General features: G+C 67.8%; 14 protein-coding genes. 8 read left to right on the top strand and 6 right to left on the bottom strand.

Features of this window, described 5'->3' with window-relative positions:
• Positions 1-135: 135 nt before the first annotated feature.
• Positions 136-420: a hypothetical protein gene (locus OTB16_RS32650; protein WP_267725484.1), complete on the top strand. Its 285-nt coding sequence runs from the start codon at positions 136-138 to the stop codon at positions 418-420.
• Here OTB16_RS32650 and OTB16_RS32645 read toward each other — a convergent pair.
• Together OTB16_RS32645 and OTB16_RS32640 are read right to left on the bottom strand one after the other, a co-directional pair.
• Entirely contained in the window at positions 384-2,201 is a 1,818-nt protein-coding gene (locus OTB16_RS32645; protein WP_267725482.1) for a zeta toxin family protein, read from the bottom strand. The genes OTB16_RS32650 and OTB16_RS32645 overlap by 37 nt on opposite strands.
• A gap of 50 nt (positions 2,202-2,251) precedes the next feature.
• Positions 2,252-2,755 (bottom strand): hypothetical protein, encoded by a 504-nt coding sequence (locus OTB16_RS32640; RefSeq protein ID WP_267725480.1) that lies wholly within the window; start codon positions 2,753-2,755, stop codon positions 2,252-2,254.
• 610 nt (positions 2,756-3,365) lie between these two features.
• Between OTB16_RS32640 and OTB16_RS32635 the strand changes: the two genes are divergently transcribed.
• Positions 3,366-3,572: a hypothetical protein gene (locus tag OTB16_RS32635; protein ID WP_267725478.1), complete on the top strand. Its 207-nt coding sequence runs from the start codon at positions 3,366-3,368 to the stop codon at positions 3,570-3,572.
• A gap of 118 nt (positions 3,573-3,690) precedes the next feature.
• Here OTB16_RS32635 and OTB16_RS32630 read toward each other — a convergent pair whose 3' ends face one another.
• Entirely contained in the window at positions 3,691-4,323 is a 633-nt protein-coding gene (locus tag OTB16_RS32630; protein ID WP_324290910.1) for a restriction endonuclease, read from the bottom strand.
• Positions 4,320-4,604 carry a hypothetical protein gene (locus tag OTB16_RS32625; RefSeq protein WP_267725475.1) on the bottom strand — a complete coding sequence of 95 codons (285 nt, stop codon included), beginning with the start codon at positions 4,602-4,604 and terminating at the stop codon, positions 4,320-4,322. The genes OTB16_RS32630 and OTB16_RS32625 overlap by 4 nt, the downstream gene beginning before the upstream one ends.
• 534 nt (positions 4,605-5,138) lie before the next feature.
• On the opposite strand from OTB16_RS32625, the gene OTB16_RS32620 reads away from it, so the two are divergent.
• Together OTB16_RS32620 and OTB16_RS32615 are read left to right on the top strand one after the other, a co-directional pair.
• Positions 5,139-5,435 carry a hypothetical protein gene (locus tag OTB16_RS32620; RefSeq protein WP_267725474.1) on the top strand — a complete coding sequence of 99 codons (297 nt, stop codon included), beginning with the start codon at positions 5,139-5,141 and terminating at the stop codon, positions 5,433-5,435.
• 170 nt (positions 5,436-5,605) lie between these two features.
• Positions 5,606-7,078: a helix-turn-helix domain-containing protein gene (locus OTB16_RS32615; RefSeq protein WP_267725471.1), complete on the top strand. Its 1,473-nt coding sequence runs from the start codon at positions 5,606-5,608 to the stop codon at positions 7,076-7,078.
• A gap of 68 nt (positions 7,079-7,146) precedes the next feature.
• Here the strand turns inward: OTB16_RS32615 and OTB16_RS32610 are convergent, their stop codons facing one another.
• On the bottom strand, positions 7,147-9,171 hold the full coding sequence (locus OTB16_RS32610) for a S8 family peptidase (RefSeq protein WP_267725468.1): 2,025 nt from the start codon (positions 9,169-9,171) through the stop codon (positions 7,147-7,149).
• A 217-nt stretch (positions 9,172-9,388) separates the two neighbouring features.
• Positions 9,389-10,531 (bottom strand): AAA family ATPase, encoded by a 1,143-nt coding sequence (locus tag OTB16_RS32605; protein WP_267725466.1) that lies wholly within the window; start codon positions 10,529-10,531, stop codon positions 9,389-9,391.
• A gap of 1,094 nt (positions 10,532-11,625) precedes the next feature.
• Between OTB16_RS32605 and OTB16_RS32600 the strand changes: the two genes are divergently transcribed.
• The 4 genes from OTB16_RS32600 to OTB16_RS32585 all read left to right on the top strand — a co-directional run bounded on the left by OTB16_RS32600 (position 11,626) and on the right by OTB16_RS32585 (position 24,123).
• Positions 11,626-11,952: a hypothetical protein gene (locus OTB16_RS32600; protein ID WP_267725464.1), complete on the top strand. Its 327-nt coding sequence runs from the start codon at positions 11,626-11,628 to the stop codon at positions 11,950-11,952.
• Between the two features lie 565 nt (positions 11,953-12,517).
• Positions 12,518-12,826 (top strand): hypothetical protein, encoded by a 309-nt coding sequence (locus tag OTB16_RS32595; RefSeq protein ID WP_267725461.1) that lies wholly within the window; start codon positions 12,518-12,520, stop codon positions 12,824-12,826.
• Positions 12,827-12,940: 114 nt separating this feature from the next.
• Positions 12,941-13,393 (top strand): hypothetical protein, encoded by a 453-nt coding sequence (locus tag OTB16_RS32590; protein ID WP_267725457.1) that lies wholly within the window; start codon positions 12,941-12,943, stop codon positions 13,391-13,393.
• 266 nt (positions 13,394-13,659) lie between these two features.
• Positions 13,660-24,123, top strand: a complete 10,464-nt coding sequence (locus OTB16_RS32585; RefSeq protein WP_267725456.1) for a LamG-like jellyroll fold domain-containing protein — start codon at positions 13,660-13,662, stop codon at positions 24,121-24,123.
• Positions 24,124-24,132 lie beyond the last annotated feature (9 nt).

Below are 24,132 nucleotides of genomic sequence, written 5' to 3'. Positions count from 1 at the left end.
GGCGAAGCATGACCGAAAGCGGCCGGACCCGAACCTGCCGCGGCCGCTGTCGCGCAGGGACAGCCTGGCCCGCCCGGTGGAACCGGGTAGGAGAATGACTCCTTCTGGCCAAGATCGACATCAAGGTGGTTTTCCATGTCCAACCCGACTGACGGCCCCGACTTCGCCGGCCGCGACGAGCACGGCGGCGAAGACCAGCAAGCCCTCGACGCCGTGCGGGCGGTGGTGGCGTTCTACAGCTCCCAGATCCTCGACGAGCGCCGGGCGCCGCTCCCCGATGAAGCCCGCATGGACGAGCTCAAGGCGGCACGGCAGGGCGCGCTGGACGACCAAGCGCGCCTCGACGACGTTGAGCCTGCCGAGGCCGCCCGCATCGCCTCCCTCTACGCCGCCCGGCTCCAAGAACTGAACGGCCAATAGTCTCCGCCCCGCCGGACGGGCAGGCACAACATCTGGACGCCGGGGCGGGGGTGGGACAGCCGGGCTGGCCGCATACCGGTCGGCATCATAGGACGGGCCAGCGCGGCGATCTCGTCGAGCTCGTGCCGGTAGCGCGGCAGGGCCCGGCGCAGCGCGCGGTGCAGGGAGAGGAACCGCACAGCCTCCTCGCGCGTGTACGCGCGACTGCGTTCGGCGGCCAGCGCCCACACGGCACGGCCCCTCTGGCCGTCCGTCTCGGACCGGAGGAGGGCCGTGCCGTCCCGCCCGATGACGGTCACCGCTGCGACGGCCGGGTGGGCTTCGGCCAAGGCGACCACGTCGCCGACGGCTTCGAAGCAGACGCCATGCCCGCGCGCGGAGGTGAACCGAGCAGGAATGCCAAGCTGCTGGGCGCGGGCATAGCGCAGAGCGGTGGCCAGGCGGCTGTCGGCCGCGCGGACCGCGACCACCACAACCTCGACCGCATACCCGGCCTGGTGGAAGGGGAGCACGCTCGACATGAACTCACGAGTGTCGCCCGGAGCCGCCTCGATCAGAACGTCCCCGCGCCGCGTGCGGAGATGTGCCTCGGCCTGGCCCATCCATGCACGGTAGTCGGCGCGGATCGCGGCGCCCGCGTGCCGGGGATCGTCGGTGAGGAGCCGGAGGTAGTCCGGGTGCGCCACCTTGAAGTCATCCCCCACCACGTGCGTCGTCCCCGGCCTCATCGCCCTGCGCACCATCCGGGAGACGCCACTCTTTCCCGCGCCGGGCTGTCCCACCACGAACACCGCCTGCGGGTCCCTGCGCGCGGTCACTCCGCCGAGGATGGATGGCGCAATCAGCTCGTCGAAGATCCACTGGTGTTCGTCGACGGACAGCCTGTGGTAGTCGACGCCAGGGGCCCGTGCGGTGGCTTGGGCAATCCTGCGCACGGGCTCGGACAGTGCGGCCGCGCGCTCGCTGTCCCGCTGCACGGCCAAGCGCCGGTCCCCGTCCAGCGGTTCGCGGTGCAGCCGCTGATCGGTGAGGGCGAGCTCGCGCCGGAATACGGCCGTATCCTGCGCACTCCACGGGCGGGCCCGCTCGTAAGCCACTGCCCGCTCAGCGGCCGGGCGCCGGTGCCAAGCCCCGCCGACGAGGTGGTTGTCGTACAGCACCACCTGATCGCGCCGCACGATGACGATTCGGTCCGCAAGATGCTCGGCCTCGGCCACAGCCAGCGTACTCAGCAGGCCCTGCGCACAGGCATCGTGATTGGCCCACGACACGTACCGGCCCCGACCTTCTACCGCGCCGTCGAGGAACCGCGACAAGATCCCGAGCTGATCCACCGCCTCAGGAGTGGCCAGCGCCGCCACCTCGATCCGGTACCCCGCCTCCCGGTAGGACGACGCCACCGACCGGAACTCCGCCAGATCCGACATTGCCGTTTCGACGACCGCGTCCATCCGCCCGGCCCGCGCCCGGGCCTCGACCTCTGCCTGCCAGCGCCGGGTATCGGCCCGCACCTGGACGCCAGCAGTCCGCACGTCCTGGGCCAGGAACCGCTGATACTCATGGTGCGCGTCCTTGTAGAGATCGCTACCGATCCGGACCGCGCCCCCACGGTGATCAAGAGCGGCCTGGACAAGGTCGCCCAAACGGGTCTTGCCACTGCCCGGGGGCCCCGCGACGAACACCACCACCGGGCTCTCCTGGCGGACTCCTGCCCGCGTCCAGGCAGTCAGCTGCTCGTCGAGGAACTGCCTCTCACCGAGCGGCGCTACGACGTCTTCCACCGGACTCTCCTGGAAGTGGATGGGGGTGCAGGGATACGACAGTGCGGAAGCTACTGGCCGGTGGTCAGGCCGCCCTGGATGCGGCGAACCCACTCCCGGCTCCGATTGGCCCCGTGGGCGATGTCGACCTGGGGCATCTTCATGCGGATCGCCGACTTCGTGACGCTCTCCAACCGCTGCTTGGCATTGCCGATGGCGGTGTGCGCACTGGCAGCCTGCTGCTCCGCCTGCTTCTTCTCCTCTTCGAAGCGCTTGATGTCGGCACTGATTTCAGCGAGGAGGTCGTGCGTGGCTTCCCACTGGCGATCGGTGCCGATAGAGGAGGTGGCGAGGGGGATGCCGGTGACCGACCCGCTGTAGACCTGTACCTGAACGAGCGGCACAGGCGCGCTACCTGTGCCCTCCAGGAGAGACCGGTAGGTGGCATCCAGGACATCCGAGGCGAGTTGCTCGGGGCTCGCGTATCCCCTCTCGTCGGCTGCGGTGCCGTCAACGAGCCACGTGCGGCCCTTGTCGGTACTGGTCTGGATTGTGAATACGAACGCGGGTGTCATGTTGTCTATTGTTGGCTTCAATGCCAACAATATCAATATAGTTGGCATCGATGCCACCGTGATCTTTGTCGAGGGAAAGAGGGAGCTGCCGCCACAACTGCGGCCCGGCCATCGGCTGCAGGCGCTTGAGCGCAGCCAACGCGGCGGCCGGGTCCCCTCGTGCTGGGTAATGGAGGAACGGCGCGACGGAGCCGCTTATGGGGGCGCTGGGCGCCGAGCCGACCGTGCGAGCCTCAGCGGGGCGGCGCACTGTGGAGGAGTGACTCCCGACAGCAGTAAGGGTGTCGTCGTCCGTCCGAGGAGACAGTCGAAGCTCATCTGGACCGGCATCACCCTGATGGTTCTGGGCTTCTTCGCGCTCGCTGCGCTCGCCTTCGCCACCGTGCCTGGGAAAGCGCCGCCCGGAGAGACAGTGGTGTCCACCGCCACAGCGACTCCCTCCCCCTCGCCCCCTGTGTCCGCCTCGCCTTCGGCCACCTGGCCACCGCGCTCCGAGGAGCCCCCGCCCAGCCCTTCTCGAAGTCCCACCAGGTCCGGCGGGGCGCACGCCGCCCCGACGGAGGTGCCCGTGCTCCCGTCGCAGCTGACCGAGGGGCCACCAGTCGCCATCGTGACCAAGACGGTGACGGTGCTACCAACGGTGACGGTGACGGAGAAGACGATTGAAAGGATCAACACGACTGCAAAGGAAAGCGGGGGAGGCAAGACCGAGCTGGCGGCCGCGGGCGCCGCGGTGCTTGCGGCGCTGTCCGGTGCGACCGCCACCGTTGCCGGGGTGCTGAAGGAACGCCGCCGGCCGAGGTCTCGCAGGCGTTAGACACCCCAGGAGCGATACGGAGCCTGCAACCTCCTCAGCCGGTTCAGGAAAGCGGGGTCGGTTTGCGGGGCGGGGGTAGGGCTCGCAGGTGTTCCCAGAGGGGTGTGGAGCCGGCGGCTCACTGGGCGAGGAGGTGGCGGTCGACGAGGTGGAGCCGCTGGGATTTGGCGAAGTGGGCGGCGTTGGCGGTGATGCGGCCGTTGGTGAGCATGACCAGGACGTCGCCGTGGTGGATCTGTCGGCCGGTGCCGTTGAGGACGTGGAGGTCGGGAGTGCCGACGGGCTTCCCGGCCCAGCCCGCGGTGCGGTGCTTGCACTGGATCACCCAGCGCCGGCCGTAGGGATCGGTGGCCTTCACATCAGCCCCGTTGTCGCCCCGGCCGCCGACCTGGACGGCGTCGGCGCAGCCGTCGCGGTGCATCAGGTCCCGGACGGCGAACTCGAACTGCCGGTGGTGCAGGCGGTCGAGGTGCTCGACCGCGTAGCGCAGACCCTGGGCGCGGACCCGCTCCCACTGCGCTGTCTCCTTCTGTCGCCATACCCACACCGCGACCGCGACCGCTGCCGCTAGAAGCGCGAGCACGATCACCCAGGGGTGCGCGGCCAGCCACCGCAGTACTCCGGCGATCAGGCTGAGCGCCACCAGGCCCACCAGGGCGATCAGACCGATCTTCTCCGTGTCCGTGTTCGTGAGCCTGCGGGGGCGCCGGCCCCGGCCGGAGGGGCGTCGTGCGGGCGTGCGGCGGTTCACGGGGTGGTCCCGGGGCTGGGGAAGACGATCGGGTACGAGACCGTCGGTGTGGGGAGCACGACCGGCTTGTCCCAACCGGGCCACGTGATCGGGTACACCGTCGCCTGCGGCCCGGGTGTCTGTTCGATCGGGGCTGCGCCGCCCATCGGTTTGTTGCCCAGGACGAACATCGCCACCACGAACAGGAACAGCAGGCCGACCTGCCTGCTGGAACCGGCCGGGTTGCGCCAGTGAGCCCGGACGAGCGTTCCGTTGCGTAAGTGCTCCCGAACAGACGGCATTCCGGGGTCCCCTCCCAGTCAGGCTGTGCTCCCCGCACAGCTGACCCATGAAACCACCTCGGACTGACAACACGTCACGGCGCGATGACCCCTGGTGAACACCTGCGGTCGAGCTGGCCGGTGCCGGTGCCGGTGCCGGTGCCGTCGATCGGATCCGGCGCCAGGTGTGCGCATTGCGGCCGATCCCGTTGCAGCCGTGGATTTGGGATGGCTGCTTTTGTTCGGTCTGGGCTCCTGAGGTGTCCGGGGAATGTCCGAACGGTGTCTTTTACCAGGTTGAGGCGCGTAGCGCCGCAGGTTCGGGTGAGATCCGGAAAGTTGCGGGTGGGTCTGCTAACGAAAGCCCGTCTCAGCCTGCGTGAACGCAAAATTCGCCCCGCTTTGGCGTGCTTCACGGTGTGCTTTTGGGATTGGTTTTCTAGCACACAGTGTCGCTAGCGTCACCCTCAGGCGCATGCGGGGCCACACCGTGGTCGGCGAAAACTCTGGTCGGCCCCGCATGCCTCGTTCCGAACCGAAAAGGAGTGCCCTGGAATGGCACGTACCCGTCGGCGCAACCGCGCCAAACCGGCTTCTGCCCGCCTGGCGCGGAGCCAGCCTAGCCGTCGTAACAAAAAGATTCGTAACAGGAACCTGATTGGCAAGGCGGCGGTCGCCGCCTTTTTTGTCTGCCTGTTCCTCGGTTTTCTCCTGATCTCCGAGCCGACGGCCGTTCAGGTCACGGTCCTGCCGGGGACCGCCGCGGCGTTCGGTACGGCACTCGGCACAGCCGTCTCGGGCGCTGCCGTTGCTGTGATCAGCGCAAAGCGCGTACGCCGTAACAGGAGCTGAGGCTCCTGGGCGCGGGGGCCCGGGTTTTCACCCGGCCCCCGCGCCGGGTCCGCCGCCACGCACCCGTCACCACTCGACGGGGCATGGCGGCGACGAAAACCGCGAACTTCGGCCCTGCTCGTGGCCGGAGGTCTGATCTGAACCCGTTTCGTGACTCGGATGGAAACGCCGTGAATGAAGTTTGCGAGTCCTGCCGCACCCCGTTCGACGCCGGCGCCGCTCTGAAGATGGGCCGGCCCCGCAAGTACTGCTCCGACGCCTGCCGGCAGTCGGCATACCGGGCCCGCCACGAGGCCGCGCCCCTCCCGCCTGTGGTGGCCACGGCCGTGCTGCCCCCGCCGCGGAAGCCGGACAGCCGCAGCAACCAGCCGGTGCACGAGGCACCGCAGCGGCCCCCCGCACCCCCCTCGGACGCCGACGAAATCCTCGCCGAGATCCTGAGGGACATTCAGGCCGGCGCCCGCGAGATGGTGAAGACCTTGCCGACGGCCGACGGTGAGGGCCCCCTGCGTCAGGTCGCCCGCATGCAGGAGCAGCTCGACAGCCTCACCGCGGGCATGGTCGGCCGTGCACGCGTCCACCGGACCACCTGGGCGACGATCGGGAAAACCCTGCGCATCAGCGAGGACACCGCCCGCCACCGATACCCGGACCGTGTCATCGAACGCAGCCTGTCGCGGTTCTCTCGGATCCGCAGCAAGGCCGGCCAGGGCTTCGCCCCGAAACTCCGCGGGATGTCGCTCACCCCCGCCGGATCCGTACAGGAGCCGACGCCTGAGACGAAAGAGCCGGGGCCCGAGGAGACCGACGCCCCCACCACTACGCGGGAGCCGTCCGGCGCCGCCTACAACCGCCTCGCCCCGGTTCTGTCGATGCTGGTGCGCTCCGCCCAGTTGACCAACAAGGACGTCAGCGCCAGCATCGGCTGCTCGGCCTCCTACCTCTCGCGGATCCTCAGCGGTGAGCGCGTACCGACGTGGCCCCTGACGCAGAGGTTCGCCCGGGCCTGCGGCGCGGATCCCGACGTACTGCGTACGGTCTGGGAGACCGAGCGCCTCAGCGACAAAGCCCGGGACCCGGAGCCCGCACAGGAGAAGGACCACCTCCAGCCCGCCACGGTGCGCCTGCGGGCCGCGCTGAACACCCTCCACACCAAGGCCGGACGACCCGCCCCGTACGACATCGTGGTCGCCAGCCACTGGACTCTCGAGGTGCCCCAGATCGCCGCGCTCCTCGAAGGCGAGAGGATCCCCGGCTGGGACGTCATCCAGGCCTTCGTCCAGCTCTTGGCCGGAGACACCGGCTACTTCAAGCACTTGTGGCTGCAGGCCGGTGCCGAACTGAGCCAGGAGTACCACCTGAGTGAAGCTGAGCCGTCGGTGGGCAAGAGGACGGAAGGCGCATCGTCGTCCGATACCGCGGACGCGGCGGAGACCGGGCCGGCTCGCCTGGACAGCGTCATCACCGCCTTCGGTGACGTGTTCCGGCAGGAGAGCATGCTGGAGTCGGGACGCGCCAGGCTCCTGGACCGCCTTGCCGAGCGCCGCCACGGCCTCTCGGTCACGAACCACCCGGGCCCGGGCCCGATGACGGTGCCGAAGGGGCTGCGCATGTCCTTGCGGGTGGCCGTGCCGGGGCTGTAGCCGCGGCACCGGCACGCAGGCGGGGGAGGGGGGCCACAGCGCCGCCTCCCCCCGCCGTGCGCCCTGGCTCAGGTGCTCAGGGTGATGGGGATGTCGATTACGGGCTGAAGGACTTCCAGCCGAGGAGCGTAGGCGCGCACTACCTGGTCGTACAGGTCAGGGGTTTCGGGAGACTTCAGGGTGATGACCAGAGCGTAGGAGGCATCCGCGCTGACGCCCTCCGGGAGGTTGTCGAGGCGGAAGACGTGGCGGACGTCGAAGGCCGGACGCAGCAGCTTGCCCGCAGGGAAGGTGAGGGTCTTGTGCTTGACCGTCTCCCACTTGTGAGCCTCCTTGCGTAACTCTCCCTCCGGCATGTAGTCGCGAGCCTGGAAGAACGCCACCGACTCGGCCGTGCTGCCACTGGCGGTCAAGTTCTCCATGTGGGGGCGGAACGTGGGTTCCACCGCGCTGGAGGTGTAGTTCCGCGGCGCGCGGGGGTCGACCGGGCACGCGATGCAGTACGTGGCGGTGATCTGGACCCTGCCCGTCACGTCGCTGGGCATGGGCAGGAACATGCGGACGGTCTGCTTGGGCGCAAGCTTGCCCTGGTACACGACACGCGCTGAGTTGGGCGGGCAGGTGACGAAAGCGTCGATGTTGTCGGGAAGCCGCCCCCATCCGCGTTCCGTGGTGTCCTGTTCGTTGTCCTCGGCGCAGTGGACGAGTAGCCCTTTCAGGGCTAGCGGTGAGAGGACCGGACCGAAGTGAGCCCGGATGCCGGCTGCCAGCCGCAGCGCGCTGGGGGAAGCGAAGCTTGTTCCGTACGCCATCGAGGGAATGCTCTGGCCCGGAAGGGCGGCGAAGACGAACGGCTCCTCCTCGTTTCCGCCGAAGACGACCACGTCGGGCTTGACCATCCCAGGGGAGCGGCCCGGGCCCACCGCGCTGTAGGAGGCCCGCTGCCACCTGGCCCTGTTGGAGTCGGCTGCTCCGACTGCAAGGGCGTTGACGCAGTCGGACGGCACCTGGATACGGGCGTTACCGGACGGTCGGTCCAGGATGCCGTTGTTGCCCGCGGCGACGGTGAGCAGACGCTTGCCGTCGGCGAGCCAGGCGTCGAGGAGTGCTGTCCAGGGGTGGATCTCGTCGTCTTCCACCGGCAGCTCCGGTCCCAGGCTCAGGTTGACGAACTCGTGCGGGTTTTCGCTGAGGATGGTGTCGATCCGGTCCAGCGTCCGATAGAGAGCCAGGTCGTCTTCTGGCTCCGCGTCGATGATCCGAAAGTGGTCGACAGCCGCGAACGGCCGCGGTGCCCTCTGACCGGGGACCAAGGGGCCGAACAGGGCGGCAGAAGTGACGTTGTGGCCGTGCTGCAGGAAACCTGGATCGGCGGCCCCGATGTCCGGGCCGTCATGGGACCGGGCCCAGCGCGTCATGGGCCCTTTCTCACTTAGCCCCCCGTCGAGAATGGCCAGGCGCAAGGCGGGATCGACGGGCCCTTCCGAAGGGAGGAGAGGGGCCCGCGTGCCTTCCCCCGAGATCCGAGGACCTGCCGGGTGGAGTGCGCGCAGCCGGGGCATGGGCCGGACCACCCGCAGGAACGAGAACTGCGCCAGGCGGTCGACCTCCGCCGGCGCGAGTCTGACGGGGACGAACCCGACGCCGGGAACCCGTAAGGCGTGATCGACTTCCGCGACGCCTCCCAGCATCTCCACGTAGGAGACGAACGCCGTCAGGATCTGCTCGCGAAGCCGTTCCGGCAGGTGCAGCCCTACTTCTACGAGAGAACTGCGGTCGGGTAACCGCTCGATGCTGCGCTGCCTTTCGGCGGGGGAGGGGGCACGGACGGCCTCCACCTTCCGGAGCTGGTCGCCTCCTGGTAGCAGTCCTGCTCCCATGCGCTGGGACCATATGGAGAACGCCGCCCTGCGTCCCGCCACGAATAGCTCAGACGTCTCCATGGGGATCGGTTCGCCGTCTCCCCGCAGCTTCTCTGGGCGGACGACGGCGCTCTTAGCCCCCACGTAGGAGAGCCCGAGCTCGTCGAGTAATTGCTGAGGGTGGTAGGTCTTGGCGGTGAACTGGGGGTGCAGGGTTATGACACCGACCACATGCTCGTCAGGGCATGCAGCGGGCAGCAGCTGGCGGAACCGGCGTGAGGTCTCACTCACCTGAGGCTGCAGTCGGGCACGCGCCTCGTCTTCCGTGTAGGGAAGACCCTTGCTGCCGCCTCCACCCGGTGGAATGGTGACTGCCTCGACAAGCCGTTCCCCATGGCCGAGTAAGAAATTCCGTGGTCCTGACACCAGTGCCCCCCCACTTACCTCATCAGTTCTGCCCTGTCTGTCGTCGCAACCTTTCCCGCATCGTGTCCCGGCTTACTCCTGTCAGCTCACATACGCGCCGTTGCGACATGTGATCAGCTTGAACCAGGTCCATGGCGAACCGCACCCGTTCCGGGAAAGGCAGCTGCCTGACCTGCTGACCACACGAGTCCAGCAGAACCTCCGCGACAGCAACCTCGCTCAAGACGGCCCGTCGACGCGCGGCGCTTACGAGGCGGTGGGCATCCGCGAACGAGGACTCCTGGGAGCGGAGCACCTTCGCCACGACAGCGAGCACCTTGCTCTCGGCCTGCTTCTCGCAGTACTGCTCCAGCGCCAGGAGCAACTGCTCCTCGTCGGGCAGGGGGAAGTCGACAACCACGTCGAACCGCCGCCACACAGCTGGATCCAGGAGACTGGCATGATTCGTCGCCGCCAGCAGCAGAGAGCTGGCCGGCCAGTCATCGATCTCCTGCAGAAGAACGGTGACCAGGCGCTTCAACTCGCCAACCTCAGCGCCATCGTCCCGGCGCTTGGCAACGGTGTCGAGTTCGTCAAGCAGCAAGACCGACGGGCTGGCCTTTGCGTAGTCGAGGACTTTTCGGATGTTCCCCCCGGTGCGCCCGAGGAAGCTGCTCATGACGGAGGACAGGTCCAGGACAAGGAGCGGGAGCCCCAGGCGCTGGGCCATCCACTTTGCGACAAGGGTCTTGCCTACCCCAGGGGGCCCCACAAAAAGTGCTGTACGGCTTGGCACGAGGCCAGCCTGGAGCAGACGTTCGCGCTGCAGGTGCTCTTCGCAGATCTGGTCCGCCTGACCGCGGACCGCAGGGGCCAGCACCGGCTCCACGGGCAACCCGGTCTGGTCGATACGTACCAGTGGGAAGCGGCTGTCCGAATCGAGAGGAACAGGCGCCGCAGTCCCCACTCCCCGCAACGGGGCATCGGATGTGGGCGCATCACGCAGGAGAACCTGCAACGCGTCCGCCAAGCGCTCGTTGTCCCGCCCGTAGCGCCGTGCCAGCCGCTGAAGGAGCATTTGGACGTCTTGATTACGACCTGCGAGCGCCATTCGTGCAAGGTGGACCAAATCTTGCTCGATGCCTAACAGATCGCCCAGTGGGGTAACTTTCATGGCTCTGGACATGGGGGAGACCCTATCCATGAGTGGGCTAAAACTCAGCAGCTGGATGCCGTTCGTCCATGCGAAGGCCAGTTCGAAAAGCCGCGGTTGTGTGCCAGGCCGGCCCGACTTCCGATGATTCCCGGGTCACGGCTGGAGAGACGCGGTGCGATGCCGAGCACCAGGCCGTCCTCGGCATCGCCGAGGCTGGGTGTCTGCCTCGGCTGCCGCAGTGTCGGGCGCGGAGGGCGTTCGCAGATGCGGCCCCGTCGCGGCCCGGGTAGCCAGGACTGCACTCCCTTGCACGGAAGCTACCCGGCGGCGGTCCGCCGGACGTGGCGTGCCCGCACGCGTACGGGCCTCTCGCGCGCAGATCGCGTGCACACGGGTGCTCGTGCACCCGTGTGCACGCGAGGCGGCGCCCTGGGCCGGGTCGGTCATTGGCGGGTGCCGGTCCTGTGCCGAGGGTTCGGCGGGCGCCGGTCCGGCTGGGCGGGTCTTCGGCGGCCGGAGCGGCGGGGAGTCGCTCGGCGGCAGTGCGGCCGTTCGGTCCGCCGTCCGGGGCTCGGGGTGCTCGGCGGGGCGGGGTCCGGTGCCGAGCTGGCGGCGGCGGTCGGTGCTCACCGCCCGATTCTTGCCGACGAGGGTGTCCACCCCGCGGGCCGGGATCCGCCGGCGGGCGCCGCCCCGGCCCGTGAGGGAGTCCAGACCTCTCCCTGGCTGTCGCAGAAAGAGGTGTCGCCGGGCTGGGCAGGCTTGCCCACCAGGTCTGACCAGCCACGATGTACATGATCACGGAAGTGGGGTTCCCACTCCCGGTCCCACCTCCGGCGCAACTCCCGGTGCACCGGTCCACGCAACGGTGGAGCCCCCTTCCGGTGCAACCCTCCGGGGGTGTTCCCACTGGGAACAGCCCGGCGGATGGGCAAGCCTCGGAACGCGGATGGGCAAGCCGCAAGGTCTTGACAACGTCACCGTTAACCTCCCCATCCCAGGTCACGGGCGTGTGCTGCCGGGGCCAGACCGCGGGGCGATGACGGCCAGGCGGTGGTGCAGCCGCGGGGCCGACGGGGCCTCGGGGCTGGCCGGCGTGTTGCTGATGGGGTGATCCTGGAGGTATGGCCCGTATCCGGTACTGCGACTCCTGCGGGGCACGGCTGCCTCTGGGGGCGTCGGTCCGGCGCCGGTACTGCGGCGATGCGTGCCGCGCACAGGCGTACCGGAGCCGGCAGTCCGCCCGGCGGATATGGCGGCTCGGGCTGATGCTCGGCGAGGCCGAGTCGACCGGTGACGCGGGCATGGTCCGGCTGCTGACCTGCCCGGTCTGCGGGCAGATCACGTTCGCCGGCGGGGACCGACGCCGGGACGCGGTGTACTGCTCCGGCCGCTGCCGATCAAGACCCTGGCGCCACCGGACGGCCCGCACAGCGCAGCGGGCGCCGTGACGTCCAGCCGTCACCAAAACCGCCTCTACCGGACGGTATGACGGCTCGACGTCACGCTCATCCGGCCGCCCTGCTGCTCCTGGTCCTCGGCGCACTCCTTGGCCGCACGCCTCGGGTGCGTGGCTCTGGCGGGCGACGTTGTGGGGGTACAGGTGGGGGCACAGGTCCGGGTAGAGGCGGGGGTACAGGTCCGGGTAGGTGCATGCCGCTTGCGGCTTGCATTTTGCCTGTTCAGACCCTCTTTTGCAGGCTCCTTGAGGTCTGACTTATAGGCAGGGAGGGGGCTGGGGTGGAGGACGGGTCGGGGGAGTTGAGGGGCGGATGGAGAGCTGGGCAGGGCGGGAAGAGCTGGGGTGGGTGAGGGAGGGAGCGGGCGTTGGGGTGGCGGGTGGGTGGTTGGGGTTAGCGTGACGGGATGATCACAGATGTGGGTGGGCGGTCGGGGTTGCGGGCGTTAGGGGTTGCGGGTGTTGGGTTGGCTGTCTGTCTGATGGCGGGATGTGGGGCTGGCTCGTCGGACGGGAAGCCGGCTGCAGAGCCCTCGCCTTCGGCGACGTCGTCGGCGGTGTCGGTGGACCCGCAGGCGGGGGAGAAAGCGGCGCTGCTGGCCGCGTACGGGGCGATGACGGCCGCGGAGGAGCGTTCGTACGCCACGGCGAAGGTCGACCCGGAGCTGGGCAAGCACGCGACGGACAAGGCGCTCGCGGACATTCAGGCGACGCTGTTCTGGTACCAGCAGCGCGGCACCGTGATGAAGGGCGCCCCGGTGCACTCCCCGGCGATCGACTCCCTGGACACCCTAGGCGACCCCTTGCGGGCGGCCGTCACGGACTGCATGGACTCCTCCGCCTACGACAAGGTCGACAAGGCCTAGGGAAGCCCGTGACGGTCCCCCCGGGCCGCGCCGCCACGTGGTGACCTCCACCCTCCAGCGCACCAAGACGGGCCCCTGGCAGGTCTGGACGTCCACGATCGAGCGGGACCGCACGTGCTGAGTCGGCCCCGCATCGGCGCGGTCGTTCTGGCGGCCGGCCTGCTCCTCGCCCAGGGCGTGCCCGCCCTCGCGGACGACGGCGGCGGGGTCGTCTGCCCGCCCCGCGAGCTCGACTGCGACGTCACAGCTCAGGACCCGGGCAAGCCTGGCGGGAGGCCGGGCAATCCCGGCGACGACGTGGGCAAGCCCTCCTGCGTCATCGACGGCCGCGTGGCCTGCTCCACGGAGATGGGTGTCTTCAGCTCGGCGGACTCCTGCTACTGGAAGGTGATGGACCCGCCCCCGCAGCTCCCGGCCGGGTTCAGCACCGGCGCCCCGGACAGCTGGAAGCCCGGGGATCCCGGCGGCGCGCTCTTCATGGTCACCTGTCCCTGCGCGGCCGGAGATGAGATCCGCGGTGGGATCCGCTGGTCCGCCACCGGCCTGTATTTCGTGGGGGCGCGATAGGGGCTTTGGAGGTGCGGGGCTGCTGGCAGTGCCCTTGCGGTGTGCTGTGTGACCACTGCGGCTGACAGAGCGCGGGCAGTGATGTGGGCTTGATCACTTCGTTGTCGGCCTGTGGGTTTCCACTTGCGTAATCCGTGATGACTTAACGTCATATTCCGTACAGGATTCCGTCTTTGTCGGGAGTGTGCTTTCGGGGCGGATCTTGTGAATTACCTGTGTATTGCCTTAGAAGTGACCTCACTTGTTCGTCCTTGTGGGGGATTTCCGTGCGCATTGCGCGTCTGCTCGTCGTTGTTGTCGCCTTCGTCATGGCTGTTCTCGCTGGTACGGAGCAGGCTGCGCTGGCCGTGAACCAATGGGTCACAGCCAGGAAGGTTCCCGGTGCTGGTGAGCGTCCTGAGCAAGCTTGGGGTTCGGCGCGCGGGCGCGGCCATGAGGTTCCGGGGAGTGCCACGGAGGCGGGCACCGATGGCGGCCGCCGCGGCGCGCAGAAGGCTCCCGGTGAGCTTCCGCCTGCCGCTTCGGCGGCCCCGGTCGACCTCACGGCCGCAGAGGGTGAGCCCGCGGCGCCTCAGGTCAAAGTAGTAGAGGCCCCTGCCAAGAATGCCGTCGTTCCCCCGGGTTTCGATCCGAATAGCAGCGTTGAGCTGCCGGAAAAGCGCGAGCAGCGCGCGCGTACCTTCCGGAACCAGGACGGCACGTTCACCACGCGGTACTACGACGAGCGAGTCAACTTCCTCACCCGTGAAGGCAAATGGAAAGAGGTAGACACCTCCCTCACCCGCCCGACGGGTGCGTGGGCGATGAGCGGGTCCAGCTCCGGATGGGAGCCGAAGTCCGCCGATGACCCTGTGTTCTTCTCCGAGCACGCGGACGGCAGCCCCCTGGTGCGTATCGGCGTGGAGGGGAAGTACTCCATCGGATACGGAATCGAGGGCGCCGCCCATTCCCGGGGCAGGGTCGAGGGAAGCACCATCTCCTACCCCGACGTGCGCCCCTCCGCCGATGTCGAACTCGTGGCCGGCGCCGACTCGATGAAAGAGATCCTGGTCCTCAAGGACAAGAACGCCCCGACCCAGTGGCGCTTCCCCCTGTCGCTGAGCGGTGTAACGGCGCAGCTCGACGGCCAGGGCAACGTCGTCTTCCTCGACCCGGATGGCAAGCAGCGCGGCTGGATGCCGACCGGCTGGATGGAAGACTCCAACCGCGGCGAGCGCTCCAACGAAGGCGCGATCTCCGCCGGTGTCACCTACAGCCTCATCCAGGAGGGCGCAAACCAGGTCCTGGTGGTGGCCCTGGACGCCCAGTGGCTGGCAGCGGCCGACCGCGTATTTCCGGTGCGCGTCGACCCGCCGGTCGACTTCAACCAGGTCAGGGCCAACTCCGGAACCTTCGTCGAGTCCCCCTACAACGCGAACAACGCCAGCAGCGACGTCCTGAAGGTGGGCACGCACAACGGGGGAGGCGTCAAGGCCGCATCCTTCCTCCGCTTCGACAACGTCAGCGGTCTCAACAACGCGTGGGTGATCGCGGCAGACCTGAGCCTGTGGAACTCCTGGTCGTACTCCTGCAAGGCGGCTCCCGTCACGGTCCACGAGATCACGGAGGGCTGGTCAGAGAGCTCCACCAGGACGATGCCCGGCCCGGCGACCGGCCCGGCACTGAGCTCGAAGTCCTTCGCTCACGGCTGGCGCCCGCAAGGTGCGTCCACCTGGAACTGCGCGCCTGGCTGGGAGACGTTCGGCCTGGGTGCCTCGGGCCGGCAGCTCGTCGATGACTGGACACACGGCCGCAAGGCGAACCACGGCCTGGCTGTGAAGGCCTCGACCACAGACTCCAACAGCTGGAAGCAGTTCCACTCCGACAGCAACGAGGCGAACGGCGGGTCCGGCAAGCCCAGCCTGAACGTGACCTGGACCGCGTACGGAGCCACCTACCAGCTCGGCGGCTTCGTCAAGCCCATGACCGCCACCTCCGAGGGCACATTCAAAGTCACCGTCACCAACCGGGGGCGCGACACCTGGCCCGCAGGCGGCAGATTCAAGCTGCGCTACGACCTGTTCGACGTCAACAACAACCCGGTCGGCGGGGACTACTGGAGCAAGATCCGCTGGACGAACATGCCCCACGACGTCCCCCCGGGCTCATCGGCGACCGTGGACGCGGCGATCGCGCCCCTGTCCCCGGCTACCTACACGCTGGTGTGGACGATGGACGACTACGGCACCGCCTCGTTCCAGGGGGCAGGTGTCCCAGGTGCCGCTGTCCGGTTCGACGCCGTCAACATCCCGCCCCAAATCACCGGACTGGCTCCTGCCAGTGGCGCCGTCACCGACACACTGACGCCGACGCTCTGGGCCAGCGCCATTGACAGGGACTACTATCCCGGCACACTGAAGTACGGCTTTGAGGTGTGCGAAGTCGAGGGAACCGACACCCGCAAGAACTGCCGGGAATCCCCTGCCAGCGCCTCACAGAGCTGGGCCGTGCCCAGCGGATGGCTGTCCTGGTCCAAGACCTACGCGTGGTACGGCTACGCCAACGACGGCCAGGCCCAGTCCGCCCGCCTACAGCCGTCGATCGTGACGACCCAGGTCCCGCAACCGGTGATCACCTCCCACCTCGGCGGCGCTGACAGCGGCCGGAGCTTCGGCGAGCGTGCAGGCAACTTCGCCACCGCGGCGACGGATGCAGCGGTCCCTGTGGTGGGACCCGACCTTGCCGTCACCCGCACCTACAACTCCCAGGACCCCCGCCAGGGCAACGCCTTCGGTGTCGGCTGGGCAACCCGCTGGGACATGCGCGCCAACGCCGAGGCCGACGGGAATGTGATCATCACCCTGGCCAACGGCAGCCAGGTCCGCTTCGGACGCAACGCCGACGGAACCTTCAGCGCACCCTCGGGGTCGACCGGCACCCTGACCGCGGTCCCGGCCGGAGGATGGACGCTGCGCGACGCGAGCGCCGCCCTGTTCACCTTCGACTCCGCAGGCCTGCTGACCAAGACCAAGGACGGCCACGGCCGCGAGCAGGTCCTCACCTACTCAGGCGGCCTGCTGATGAAGGCGACGGACGCACTCTCCAAGCGCGCGCTGACCTTTACCTGGAGCGCCGGCCGCGTCAGCACGGTCTCCACTGACGCGGTCGGCCCCGGGGCCCCGGCCCTGACGTGGAAGTACACCTACAGCAACGGCCGGCTGACCAAGGTCTGCCCGCCGGCCTCGGCCACCGCGTGCTCCGTCTACGAATACACGACCGGCGCCCAATACCGGAGCATGGTCCTCGACGCCAACCCCGTCTCCTACTGGCGCCTCAACGAGGCCGAGGGGTCTGAAGCCGAGAGTGAGGCGGTCTCACGGACCGGCCTCAACGCCGGCCGCTACCGCGACGTCACCCTCGCCGCACCCGGTGCTCTGGCCGGGACGGGCAACAAGGCCGCCACGTTCAACGGCACCACCTCCCACGTCGAGATTCCGGAAGCCACGCTGTCCTCCTCGAAGATCCTGACCGTGGAGCTGTGGTTCAAGACCGCCAAGCCCGGAGTCCTCCTCGGCTTCCAGGACAAGCGGCTCAGCGACGGCAAGCCGAACCGGTGGAGTCCCGCCCTCACCATCGACACAGCCGGCAAGCTCCGTGGCGGCTTCGAGCTGGCCAACGAGTGGAAGACCCCGCTGACCTCGACGGCGGCCGTCACCGACAATGCCTGGCACCACGCGGTCCTCACCAGCAGCGGAACCAGCGAAACCCTCTACCTCGACGGCCAGCCGGTTGGCACCCGCACCGGAACCGTCGACCACAGCGCCAAGACGTTCGCCTACCTCGGCGCAGGCTTCTCCAGCCCCGAATGGGACGACAACACCGCCCGCGAGACCCGCTACTTCACCGGAACCATGGACGACGTCGCCGTCTACCACCGGGCCCTGGACGCCGGCACGGTCCGCACCCACTACGACGCGCGCACCGCGACCTCCAAGCTCACCAAGGCGACCCTGCCCTCGGGCCGTACCAGCGCGCAGGTCACCTACGACAGCGACACCGAGCGCGCCACCCAGGTCACCGACGAATCGGGCGGCACCTGGAACATCTCGGCCCCCCGCTACTCGGCCGGCTCCCAGGCCTACGCCACCGCCGTCCAGGCAACCACCCCCGTCAACTACTGGCGCTTCGGAGACAGCAGCGGCGCAGCCGCAGCGGATGAGATATCCAACGGTGGCAACGGCTCTTACCACGAAGGCGTCACCCTCGGCTCGGTCGGCGCGTTCCTCGACGGAGACGACGGTTCGATCACCCTCGACGGAAGCAAGGGCGCAGTCGACGTACCCGCGGAAACCATCGGCGGAGCCACCGCCCTCGCGGTGGAGATGTGGTTCCGCACCGACAAGCCCAGCGGTGTCCTCGTCGGACTGCAGAACACCGACCTGAACGCAACCCCCACCCGCTGGAACCCCAGCCTGCTCATCGGCGCCGACGGAAAACTCCGAGGCGAGCTGTGGACCGGCACCAAGGGCAACTCGATCACCAGCAGCAACCCGGTGACCGACAACGAATGGCACCACGTGGTCCTCACCGGCGGACCCGCCGGCCAGACGATGTACCTCGACGGCGCCAAGGTCGGATCCCTGGCCGGAGCAGTCAAGCCCGAGACCGTGGAACACGCCTACCTCGGCGCCGGCTACTCCAGCTGGGCCTGGGACAACCAGGACTCCGGCGTCCGCTACTTCTCCGGCCAGCTCGACGAGGCCGCCTTCTACGCCAAGGAACTCGACGCCACCACGGTCGCCGACCACTACAAGGCCCGCAACCGCCTGGTCACCGGAAGCGGAGACCAGTACCAGGGCACCGTCATGGCCGACGCACCGTCCAGCTACTGGCAGCTCGACGAAACCACCGGTACCCGCGCCGTCAACAAGATCGCCGCAACCGGCGGCCACGGCACCTACGCCAAGGCAACCCTCGGCACCCCGGGAACCTTCGGCGTCGGCGATCGCCCAGCCGCCGAATTCACCGGCACCAGCTACGCCGAACTCCCCGGTGCCCGCATTCCCAACACCGACCTGTCAGTCGAACTCTGGTTCAAAACCAGCCAACCCGGCGTGCTCCTCAGCGACCAGAACAAGTCCATACCGGACCCTGGCTCCGGCTACGCACCCGTTCTTTACGTCGGCTCCGACAACAAGCTCCACGGCCAGTACTTCACCCGCGGCATCGCAGCGACCAACACCTCACCCAACACGGTGACCGACAACCAGTGGCACCACGCGGTCCTCACCGCACAGGGCGGAACCCAGACCCTCTACCTCGACGGCGCCCAGGCCGCCCAGGCCACCAACGTGCCCGTCGATCACGGCACCAACACGATCAGCGTCATCGGAGCCGGCTTCACCCAGTACTGGCCCGCCTCACCCGGCAACGGCGTCAACTACTTCACCGGCCAGCTCGACGAAGTCGCCATCTACCCCCGCACCCTCACCGGCGAGCAGGTCGCCAAGCACTACAACGCCCGCACCCGAGCCTCCGGCTCCTCCCTCGCCGCGACCGTCACCGTCACCAACCCGGCGGGTGCAAAGACCAGTACCAGCTACGACGCCGTCCGTGGCCAGCGACGCACTTCAGCGACGGATGCTGACGGCGGAGTGACGGCCTACGCCTACGACACCGGCGGCTTCCTCCACACCGTCACCAACCCCAACGGGCACGCCACCGTGACCGGGCACGACGATCGCGGCAACACCGTCTCCACGACCACCTGCCGGGACAGCAACTCCTGCTGGACCTCGTTCGCGGAGTACCACCACAACGCCGCCGACCCCCTCGACCCGAGGAACGGCAAGCAGACGGCAGTACACGACGCCCGATCCGCGAACTCGACGGACAACCAGTTCAAGACCACCACCACCTACACGGCAGTCGGGCTGCCCGAACTCACCACCCTCGCCGACGGTCGCACCTCGACCACCGCCTACACCAAGGGCACCGAACCCGCCGTCGGCGGCGGCACAACACCCGCAGGCCTCGTCGCCACCCAAAAGACACCCGGCGGAGCCACCGTCTCATACGCCTACTACGCCACCGGCGACACAGCCCAGTCGACGGCACCCTCCGGCCTGATCACCAAGTACACCTACGACGGCCTCGGCCGGAAAGCCACCGAGACCCAGGTCTCCACGGCGCACCCCGACGGAGTGACGACCGGCTATACCTACGACGCCATGTCCCGGATCACCTCCGAGACCAGCCCCGGAGTGAAGAACGAGATCACCGGCGTCACCCACACAGCCCGCGTCACCCGCACCTTCGACGCGGACAGCAATCTGCTGACCGAATCAGCCGAGGACACCACCGGCGGCGACCCCAAGCGGACCACGACCTACCGGTACAACACGCAAGGCCTCAACGACAGTCAAATTGACGCTGCGGGTAACGAAACCACCTACAGTCACGATGCTCTCGGCCGCGTCAACCGCGAGACAGACCCAGCAGGCAACGTCATTACCCACAGCTACACCCCCCGAGGCCAACTCGCGGAATCGGTTCTCAAGAACTGGACCGGCGACCCATCCGGTCAGGTACGCGACCTTGTCACCGGCTCCCAGGCCTACGACCCCGCAGGCCGCCTCGCCTCGACTACCGACGCCATGGGCGCCACAACCACCTTCACCTACTTCGACGACGGCCTCAAAGCCACGACGACAGCGAAGAACGTCACGCAGTCCGACGGCAGCAAGCGCGACATCGTCCTGGAGACCAACGCCTACAACGGCGCGGGACACCTCACCCAGCAGACGACAGGAGGCGGCCGCACCACCACCGCCCACAGCGTCGACGCCACCGGGCGCACCACCGGCACAGTCCTCGACCCGAGCGGCCTCAACCGCCGCGCGGCCTTCACCTACGACAACGACGACCGCGTCACCGACCTGACCCAGACCATCGACGCCACCGGCAAGAAGATATCCAACAAAACCGAATATGACACAGCAGGCAACCCGCTGAAGGAAACCGTCACCGACGGCACCACCACACGGAGCACCAGCCAGACCTACGACCAGCGCGGACTCCGGCTGACCACAACCACACCCAAGGGCAGCACCACCACCAGCCGCTACGACGCACTGGGCCGGCTGATCGAGACGACCTCGCCACAGGTTCAGACCGAGGAGAAGGGCGGGGCCGCGACCGCGATCACGCCCAAGACCTCAACCGGCTACAACACCTTCGGCGAAGCTACCGAAACCCGCGATTCGCGTGGCGCGGTTACGCGTACGCAGACCGACGCCCTCGGACGCCCAGTGGCCGTGACCCTCCCGGACTACACCCCGCTGGGCGGCCAGAAGATCACGGCCACCTCCCGTACCGCCTACGACAGACTCGGCCGCCAGGTATCAACCACGAATCCTCTGGGCCGCGCGACGTTCTACGAGTACGACCAGCTTGGCCAGCTCATCCGCAAGACCGACCCCCCGGCCGACATCGACGCGGGAGCCCTGGAGGCGCCAGGTTCCGGACTGAACAGCACCGCCACCGCGCTCAGCGGAGGAGCAATCACCACTTTCGTCTGGACCCCGACCGGCCTCCAGACGTCGGCCACCAGCCCGACCGGTGCCCGCACGGAAGCCACCTATGACCAGCTCGGTCGGCAGCTGACCACCACCATCGTCGAGCGCAAACCCGTCACACAAAACCTCACCACCCGCTACACCTGGGACGACGCCAGCAACGAAACCGCGTCCAAGACCCCCGCCGGACGCACGAGCACGGCCACATACAACGCCGCGGGCGAACCCGTGAAGGTCACCGACCCGGCAGGAGGTATCACGACCTCCGCCTATGACGGCCTCGGCCGCATGACCGAAACAAAGGACGCCACCGGCCGCAAGACCGCCACCGCCTACGACGCCTCTAGCCTCCCCACTTCCGTCACCGACTACGGCACCGGGGCCACGCCCCTGCGCGCCGCCTTCCTCGAGTACGACGCCGACGGAAACCGCGCGGCAGTAACCAACGCTAATGGCGCCCGCTCCACCTATACCTACGACGAACTCGGCCGCATGACCAAGCAGGTCCAGCCCGTCACCACAGGTAAGGCGATCACGACCACGTTCGGCTACGACGCCGCTGGCAACCGCACCCGCCTCACCGACGGCCGCGGCAAGGCCACTTACTACACCTTCAATACGTGGGGCCTGCAGGAATCGACCATCGAACCCGCAACCAGCCAGCACTGGAACGAGGACGTCCGGACCTGGACCACTCTCTACGACGCCGCAGGACAGGCGACTATCCAGCTCCTGCCAGGCAACGTCAAGCGCCAGCGCACCTATGACGGTCTCGGTAACCTCACAAACGAGACAGGCACGGGCACGGCAGTTGCCACGCGCCCCCGCACCCTCTCCTATGACCTTGCAGGACGCATGATCGCGTCCAGCGCGGAGAGCACGCTGTCCACTAACACCTATACATACAACGACCGCGGTCACCTGCTATCCGCCGATGGCCCCTCCGGAAAGGCCGCCTACGCTTACGACGCCGATGGCAACATGACGGCCCGCACGGACGCGGCTGGCACGACCGCGTTCACCTACGACAGCGCCGGCCGACTTGACACCACCACTGACCCTCTAACTGGCACCCAGGTACGTAGTGACTACGATGCGGCCGGCCGGCCCACCCTTGAGCAATACGCACGCCCTGGTACGGGCGGTACATACACGATAGGCGCCAAGCGCACCTACACGTACGACAGCCTCGGCCGCCCCACCGGCGACGCCGTCACACGCGCCACAGATGGCGGCGTACTGGGCCAGAACTACGACTACGACCTCGCCGACCAACTGGTGAAGAAGACCACCACCGGCACCGCGGGCGCGGCCACCAACACCTACTCCTACGACCTCGCCGGCCGCATGTCCTCCTGGAACGACGGCACGACCACCGTCCCCTACGAGTGGGACGACGCCGGAAACCTCACCAAGCGCGGCAGCGTCACCGGAACCTACGACTCCCGCAACCGGCTGGAGACCTGGGGCACCGAGACCTACGCCTACAGCGCCCGCGGCACCGAGAAGACCATCACCGAGACCGCCGACGCCAACGCGACCCGCCAGATCCAGTCCGACGCTTTCGAACGCACCATCACCAACGGCGCCAGCACCTACACCTACGACTCCCTCGATCGCGTCATGACCCACAACGGCACCGCCTTCACCTACGACGGCGGCTCCAACAACCTCGTAGCCGACGCCACCAGCACATATACCCGCACACCTGGCGGTGCTCTCCTTGCCACTGCGGTCACAGGCCAAGCCGGCACTGCGCGGCTTGCCGTCACCGACCAGCACAGTGACTTTGTCGCCACTCTGAGTCCGGATGGCACATCCGTTTCCGGGTCTCGTACCTATGATCCCTTCGGTAAAATGACCGCGGCCATCGGGACGAATCCCAACATCGGATATCAGTCCGGCTGGACCGACAGCAGCACAGGCGAGATCAATATGGCCGCCCGCTGGTACCAGCCCGGAATCGGCAGCTTCACCAGTCGCGACACCTGGCAACTGGACCCCACTCAGTCCGGCCTCAACGCCAACCGCTACGCCTACACCGCTGGCGGTCCCCTTAACGCCACCGACCCCACAGGGCACATCGCTACCGACACCCTCGAACGTATAGCGGCAAGCCAATTCTCAGGCCGGCAATCCGCTTCATTCAGGATGACCAGTAGTTCTGGCTACCTCGGCTGGTCCAGAAGACTTCCTGGCTGGTTGAAGCTCGGCGGCCTCTACACGACCTGGTCCGTCGCCGCTCCGAGTTCCGGAGGCTCGCCTTGGACCATGCCTCGCCAAATGTGTAACCACTGGGCATGCGGGAAGGGTGCACTTCCTAGTGGGCCAAGGGCCGAAACTCCCAAGGTTGAAACACCAGCAGGTCCCCCACCCCCCGGCTGTAGGCGCCATTCGTGCAATCGCGGAAACGGAAACGGAAACCCGCGGACACTGATTTCATACGAGGACCCGCTGCCGCCCCCGCCGCCGCCCCCGCCGCAGAACCCCAACGAGCCCGCCAGCGTCCTCGACGTCCGTCCGAACTGGGACCCGACGCTGGGAACCTGGGATGCCTTGCGCAGCGGCTGGGACGCGACATTCAGCTCCGACAGCCTGCTGTCCATGCTCCTTGGGGCCGATATGACCCCTGCACAGGCCCCTGAGCCGCTTGCGGGCTACTCCCCAGTGCCAGGAAGCGGCAGTTCCGGAAGCGGAACCGAAGACGACTCGTGCAACACCGGAGCCGGATGGGACGGCAACAAGGTCTATCTCCCGCGCAAGCGCCATGCGGGCGCATGCGTCGCGACCGGGGCGTACGCCAATCTGACCCAGAATGACTACACCCCACCGCCCCGGCCCGATCTCAAATTTTCCTTGCCGGGTCTCACTGACCTGCCTTCGAAGAATCGCGCGCGTGGACACCTGATTGGTTTTGCGATGGGTGGTTCGAATAAAGACACTCGAAATTTTGTTTCGATGTATCAATCCGCCAACCAGGCCATGTACGACCACGCGGAAGGGCCGGTAGTGGATTCCATTAAAAGTGGAGGACGGCAGCTTGTGGAAGTTGCGGCTATCTACGGAGATGTGAGCTCCCCTATACCGACAAAGATCAAGTTCACCTCGACTGGGTCGGTGGATGTAAGATGCGAGTTCGACAACACCATTGCGGCGACGTATAAATGCTGGTGAGGAGATTCT

This window comes from Streptomyces antarcticus, from assembly GCF_026627255.1.
Classification (GTDB): Bacteria; Actinomycetota; Actinomycetes; order Streptomycetales; family Streptomycetaceae; genus Streptomyces; species Streptomyces antarcticus.
The sequence above is the reverse complement of the archived record's forward strand: the minus strand, read 5'-3'. Positions and strand labels throughout refer to the sequence as shown.

What these genes read in the sequence shown, in the direction of transcription:
- OTB16_RS32650 (WP_267725484.1), top strand. Translation starts at nt 136, where the DNA reads ATGTCCAACCCGACTGACGGCCCCGACTTCGCCGGCCGCGACGAGCAC.
- OTB16_RS32640 (WP_267725480.1), bottom strand. Translation starts at nt 2,755, where the DNA reads ATGACACCCGCGTTCGTATTCACAATCCAGACCAGTACCGACAAGGGC.
- OTB16_RS32625 (WP_267725475.1), bottom strand. Translation starts at nt 4,604, where the DNA reads ATGCCGTCTGTTCGGGAGCACTTACGCAACGGAACGCTCGTCCGGGCT.
- OTB16_RS32620 (WP_267725474.1), top strand. Translation starts at nt 5,139, where the DNA reads ATGGCACGTACCCGTCGGCGCAACCGCGCCAAACCGGCTTCTGCCCGC.
- OTB16_RS32605 (WP_267725466.1), bottom strand. Translation starts at nt 10,531, where the DNA reads ATGTCCAGAGCCATGAAAGTTACCCCACTGGGCGATCTGTTAGGCATC.
- OTB16_RS32600 (WP_267725464.1), top strand. Translation starts at nt 11,626, where the DNA reads ATGGCCCGTATCCGGTACTGCGACTCCTGCGGGGCACGGCTGCCTCTG.